Source organism: Nevskiales bacterium (assembly GCA_035574475.1).
GTDB lineage: Bacteria > Pseudomonadota > Gammaproteobacteria > Nevskiales > DATLYR01 > DATLYR01.
Genome location: DATLYR010000098.1, coordinates 1 through 5,318, shown reverse-complemented (window position 1 = coordinate 5,318; position 5,318 = coordinate 1). Strand labels below are relative to the sequence as shown.

At 68.0% G+C, this 5,318-nt stretch carries 7 protein-coding genes; 4 read left to right on the top strand and 3 right to left on the bottom strand.

The features are described 5' to 3' along the window. Window positions 1-1,129 (bottom strand): hypothetical protein (locus VNJ47_05625; GenBank protein ID HXG28314.1); only part of this gene is annotated, 1,129 nt, incomplete at its 3' end. A 159-nt stretch (window positions 1,130-1,288) separates the two neighbouring features. Here VNJ47_05625 and VNJ47_05620 point away from each other — a divergent pair. The 4 genes from VNJ47_05620 to VNJ47_05605 are packed head-to-tail and all read left to right on the top strand — an operon-like array spanning window position 1,289 to window position 4,155. Further along, on the top strand, window positions 1,289-1,999 hold the full coding sequence (locus VNJ47_05620) for a 5-oxoprolinase subunit PxpA (GenBank protein HXG28313.1): 711 nt from the start codon (window positions 1,289-1,291) through the stop codon (window positions 1,997-1,999). Next, entirely contained in the window at window positions 1,996-2,598 is a 603-nt protein-coding gene (locus VNJ47_05615) for an allophanate hydrolase subunit 1 (GenBank protein ID HXG28312.1), read from the top strand. Before VNJ47_05620 ends, VNJ47_05615 begins: the two co-directional genes overlap by 4 nt. Beyond that, window positions 2,595-3,449, top strand: coding sequence for a biotin-dependent carboxyltransferase family protein (locus VNJ47_05610; GenBank protein ID HXG28311.1), 855 nt, complete (start codon window positions 2,595-2,597; stop codon window positions 3,447-3,449). Before VNJ47_05615 ends, VNJ47_05610 begins: the two co-directional genes overlap by 4 nt. Window positions 3,450-3,480: 31 nt before the next feature. After that, window positions 3,481-4,155 carry a glutathione S-transferase gene (locus VNJ47_05605; protein HXG28310.1) on the top strand — a complete coding sequence of 225 codons (675 nt, stop codon included), beginning with the start codon at window positions 3,481-3,483 and terminating at the stop codon, window positions 4,153-4,155. On the opposite strand, the gene VNJ47_05600 is transcribed toward VNJ47_05605, so the two are convergent. Both VNJ47_05600 and VNJ47_05595 read right to left on the bottom strand, forming a co-directional pair. Then, entirely contained in the window at window positions 4,147-4,971 is an 825-nt protein-coding gene (locus VNJ47_05600) for an alpha/beta hydrolase (GenBank protein HXG28309.1), read from the bottom strand. The genes VNJ47_05605 and VNJ47_05600 overlap by 9 nt on opposite strands. Before the next feature lie 19 nt (window positions 4,972-4,990). Beyond that, on the bottom strand, window positions 4,991-5,318 hold a 328-nt coding region (locus VNJ47_05595), incomplete at its 5' end, for a DUF4442 domain-containing protein (protein HXG28308.1).

The following is a 5,318-nucleotide window of genomic DNA, read 5'->3' as shown; positions in this document are numbered from 1 at the left end:
AATAGCCGAGCGCGGAGTGGTGGCCCTTGGAGTTGCGAATCTCGGTGGCCTGGCGCGCCCGCAGGTCGGCCTGTGCATGGTTCTTGCCCTTGTAAACGTCGGCGCCGGAACCCGGATATTGAACCGAATCCGCCACACCGTAGCCCTCCGTGTAATCGTACAGGCCATGATCGGAGGCAAATGACAGGAAAGCGTACTCGTCCACCCAGCGTGACAGCAGGCGGTCGAAGACATAGCCGTCGGTCTCCATCACATAGACGGCGTTGAACTCATAGATCTGCGTGGTGAAGTTACGCAGGTAAATGCCGTCGGCGCGATCGGCGCGAATGCCGTTGAGGTAACGGAACTGCCCGTCGGCGGGGTCTCCCGGCTGACTGATGAAGTCGCCCTCGAAGATCACGTCGGTGACTTTCGCGCCAGTGCCTTCGACCTGCAGATCGTAGTACGGGCAGGCCCCGGTGCATGCCTGCGTTTCCGGATGTTCGCAGACGCCATTGGTGTCCTCGCCGCAGCCGATATTCTCGTCATCCACATAGTTGTGGTCGCCGAAGATCGCCACGGTGTTCTGGATGAATCGGCAGCGGAACTGTTCCTGATAGGACAACTTGCCGGGGCCGCGCGCCAGCACCGCCCGGCAGTAGTCGCGGTCGGCCGCGGTGGCGGCACCAAAGTTCTGCTCCAGTGCACGGATACTGGGTTGCTCGCGGTACACCCCGGGCAGCACATATATGGTGGTACCGCGAACGGTGACTGCATCCACCGCAGCCTGCAGGTGTTCGAACTGGCACTCGTTCAGCAGCTTCTGGTTGGCCGTCTTGAGTGCCCCCGTCGGCATCTTTGCGATGCGCGCAGCGCTGTCCTGACCCGCAGCCACACCCTCGTCGCCGGGCTTCTTGCAGACCACCAGGCGCGGTGTCTGCAGCAAATTGCCGCTGGCGTCATGCAGCGGACGATAGGTTGGCTGTCCCTTGCTGTTGGGCTGGCGCTTCGGATGCTGATGGTCCGGATCCAGGTAACGGTTCTGGGGAAAGAACGCGGTACGCTCCGCATGGGCGTGCACCAGGCCCGCACACGGCAGCAGCCACAGGCCCGCCATCACCGCCGTCATCACGGAAGTACGCTTCGACATGGACACTCCGTTCTATCTACTTGATAACCATAGAAAAAGACAAAGACCGTCCCGACAGTTTCGATTGTGGTCTGCGTCTGCCGCGCAGACAAGGTACCGCGGCTAGTATTTTTTAAGGAAGCCAGCAGAATTTATGCGTAATCAGCCGGAAAGCGCCGAATGCGCGTCAGAATAGACCTCAACGCCGATCTCGGCGAGCTGGAAGGCGCGGACGGCCTGGCGCTGGACCTGGCGCTGCTGGAGATCGTCACCAGCGCCAATGTCGCCTGCGGCTTCCACGCCGGTTCACCGGTGCGCATGCAGGCGGTCTGCGCCGCGGCCGCGGCGCGCGGCGTGCGCATCGGCGCGCAGGTGAGCTATCCCGACCGCGCGGGCTTCGGGCGCCGGGACATGGCGATCGAGCCGGCGGCGCTGGCCGCCGATGTGCGCTACCAGATCGGCGCCCTGGCGGCGTTTGGCACCGTCGCCTACGTCAAGCCGCATGGCGCGCTGTACAACCGCGTGGTCTGGGACGAGAAACAAGCCCAGGCGGTGATCGACGCCGTCGCCGCCTGCAATCCCGCCCTGCCGGTCCTGGGCCTGCCGGATTCGGCGCTGCTGCGACAGGCCGCGGCTGCCGGACTGCCAGCCATCGTGGAAGGCTTCGCCGATCGCGCCTACACACCCGACCGGCGGCTGGTGCCGCGCGGCGAGGCAGGCGCCGTGCTCATCGAGCCCGAGGCCGTGCTGCGCCAGGCGCTGGAACTCGCACGCGGCGGTCGTGTGCGCTCGATCTGCCTGCACAGCGACACACCAGCCGCCGTGGAGCTGGCGCGCGCAGTGCGTCAGGCCCTGCAGGCTGCGGGCTTTGCGCTCGAGGCCTTCGCATGAGGTTTCTGCCCGCCGGCCACAACGGGCTGCTGGTCGAACTCGACTCGCAGGCGGCGGTACGCGCGCTGTACGCCGAGCTGCGCCGCCGCGCGCCGCCCGGCGTGACCGAGATCGTGCCGGCCGCACGCACTGTGCTGTTGATCGGCAGCGGACTGGACGCACTCAAGGCCGAGTTGCCGGGCTGGTCCCTGCCGCCCGTGCCGGAAGACTCGGGCCCGCTGATCGAGATACCGGTGCGTTACGACGGACCGGACCTGACCGAGGTCGCTGCGCTGAGCGGCCTGCCGGTGACGGAGGTCATCCGCCTGCACAGCACCGCCACGTTCACCGTGGCCTTCTGCGGCTTCGTGCCGGGCTTTGCCTATCTCACCGGACTGCCGGCGGCCTTGCAGCTGCCGCGCCGTCGCCAGCCGCGCACGCGGGTCGCGCCGGGCAGCGTCGGCATCGCCGGCGAGTACAGCGCCATCTACCCGCGCGCCACGCCCGGCGGCTGGCAGCTGATCGGGCATACGGACGTGAACGTATGGGATGCGGCGCGCCAGCCGCCGGCGTTGCTCATGCCCGGCACGCGCGTGCGCTTCGTGGCACAGCCCGCATGATCAGCGTGCTCAAGGCCGGCCCGCTCACCTTGGTGCAGGATCTCGGCCGGCCGGGCTATGCGCACCTCGGCGTGCCGCATTCGGGCGCCGCCGACCGTCCGGCCCTGATCCGCGCCAACCGCCTGGTCGGCAACCCGGACACCGCCGCCGCGCTGGAGATCACTTTGCTCGGCCCGCTGCTGCGCTTCAACCGCGACGCGCGCATCGCGCTCAGCGGCGCGCACATGCCCGCCACGCTGGACGGCAAGCCGCTGCCGCACGACGCCAGCGTCATGGTCAGGGCCACACAGCTGCTGCGCATCGGCGCGGCGCGCGCCGGCGTGCGCGCCTATCTGGCGGTCGCAGGCGGCATCGATGCGGCGCCTGTGCTCGGCAGCCGCTCGACCGACATCCTCTCCGGCCTCGGCCCGGCGCCGCTGGCCGACGGCCAGCGCCTCAACATCGGCACCCTGGACGAAGCCGACGACCGGCCGCAGCCCGCCGCCACCCTCGAGGCGGAGCCCGTGCTGCACATCCTGCCCGGCCCGCGTGACGACTGGTTTGCGGCCGGGTCGCTCGATACGCTCTGCCGCCAGCCCTACACCGTTACGCCCGCCAGCAACCGCGTCGGCGTGCGTCTGGACGGGCCCGTACTGCCGCGGCGGATCGTACGCGAGCTGCCGAGCGAGGGACTGGTTCTCGGTGCGGTGCAGGTGCCGGCCGACGGCAAGCCGCTGGTGTTCCTGGCCGACCATCCGGTGACCGGCGGCTATCCGGTCATCGCCGTGGTGTTGCCGGAAGACATCCCCAAGGTGGCGCAGGCGCGGCCGGGCAGCCGCTTGCGGTTTGCGCCGTGCGCGGGCGTGGCTTAGGCTGCGCTGTCGCCCTCGCGAGGAGTACCGCATGATCACCTTGCATCATCTCAACAATTCCCGCTCGCAGCGCGTGCTGTGGCTGCTGGAGGAGATCGGCCTCGACTACCAGATCAAGCGCTACCAGCGCGACGCCAAGACCATGCTCGCGCCCCCCGAGCTACGCGCGGTGCATCCGCTGGGCAAGTCGCCGGTGATCACCGACGGGGACATCACGCTGGCCGAGTCCGGCGCCATCATCGAGTACCTGGTCGGCCGCTACGGCAGCGGCAAGCTGGTGGTGCCGGCGCCGGGCACGCCGGAGCGGCTGCGCTACACCTACTGGATGCACTACGCGGAAGGCTCGGCCATGCCGCCGCTGCTGCTCAAGCTCGTTTTCGACCGCATCGAGACCTCGCCGATGCCGTTCTTCGCCAAACCCATCGCGCGCGCGATCGCCGGCAAGGCCAAGAGCAGCTTCATCGAGCCGCAGATCAAGCTGCACCTCGATTACATGGAGGGCGAGCTGGGCAAGTACCCGTGGTTCGCCGGCCAGGACTTCACCGCCGCCGACATCCAGATGAGCTTCCCGCTGGAGGCCGCCGCCGCGCGCGGCGGCCTGGCGTCCGGCTGGCCGAGGCTCAACGACTTCCTCAAGCGGATCCATGCCCGCCCCGCCTACCAGCGGGCGCTGGAGAAGGGCGGTCAGTACGACCTGCTAAGGTAGCTGGCTCGTAAGCGAGCCTGCGAAATCCTGCAGTGCCTTCACGTACGCAGCCCAGGCCACGGCGGCGAGGTCGTTATGGCCGGCGCCGTCCACCCATAGCGCGCGTTTCGGCTCCGGCGCGGCCGCAAACAGCTTCTGGCCGTGCCAGAACGGGATGATCTGGTCCTGCCGGCCGTGGATCACCAGCACCGGGCATTTCAGCTGCGGCATGCGCCGCAGGTTGGGGAACTTGTCGAAGGGCAACAGCGGCCAGCGTGTCAGCACGCGATAGGCGCTGACGAAACCGCTCTCGACGATGAGCCCGGCGACCGGCTCACGCGCGGCGAGTTCCACCGCCGGCCCGGTGCCGACCGAGCGCCCGTGCAGGATGATGCGCGACGGCGGGATCTTCAGCGTATGCGTGGCGTAGCGGTAGGCCGCCGCATGGTCGCGATAAGCGCCGGCAGCGGTCGGCGGTCCGCCCGTGGACAGGCCATAGCCGCGGTAGTCGTAAGCCAGCACGGCGAAGCCCGCCGCACGCAGTTCCGCCAGAAAGGGCGCCAGATGACCGAGATCCTCGGCATTGCCATGGCTGAACAGCAGCGTGAAGCGCGCATCCGGGTTCGGCAGGTGCAGCACCGCCACGGCGTTGCCGTCGTCCGTGTTGACCAGAGAGAATGGGGTCAGATTCGAATTTTCGGAACGAAAATCGAGTCTGACCCCATTCTCTCCGTAGGACGCCGGCGGCGGCAGAAAAATCATCCGATCCGACACCCACCAGGCCAGCACCGCGAGCAGCGCATAACCCGTCAATCCGAGCAGGATGAATTTGATCATGCAGCTGCGCCGAGAACAGTCATTTCCGCTTCGGCACCCAAGCCCAGCACATCTGCGCCTGGATGGGTTCGTTGCCGTCCTCGTCGGTGACGCGCACCGGCACTACGAGGTCGCCCTTGTCCTCGGTCAGCAGGCGCTGGCGCTGCTCCGGCGTGAGCGTGGCCTCGGCGCGCAGACTGCCCTTGGCGCGCTTCACGTAGTCGATGTGCATGGACTTGAGCAGCGGCAGGTGCGTGTCGGGCAGGGTCATGCCGAACACCGCGCCGGTGGCAGTCTCGGCCAGCAGCGCCATGGCCGCGGCGTGCACGCCGCCGATGTGGTTCTGTACCCTGCGGCGGTTCTGCATG

Coding starts and splice junctions, on each gene's coding strand:
- VNJ47_05610 (HXG28311.1), top strand. CDS start 2,595: ATGATCAGCGTGCTCAAGGCCGGCCCGCTCACCTTGGTGCAGGATCTC.
- VNJ47_05620 (HXG28313.1), top strand. CDS start 1,289: ATGCGCGTCAGAATAGACCTCAACGCCGATCTCGGCGAGCTGGAAGGC.
- VNJ47_05600 (HXG28309.1), bottom strand. CDS start 4,971: ATGATCAAATTCATCCTGCTCGGATTGACGGGTTATGCGCTGCTCGCG.
- VNJ47_05615 (HXG28312.1), top strand. CDS start 1,996: ATGAGGTTTCTGCCCGCCGGCCACAACGGGCTGCTGGTCGAACTCGAC.
- VNJ47_05605 (HXG28310.1), top strand. CDS start 3,481: ATGATCACCTTGCATCATCTCAACAATTCCCGCTCGCAGCGCGTGCTG.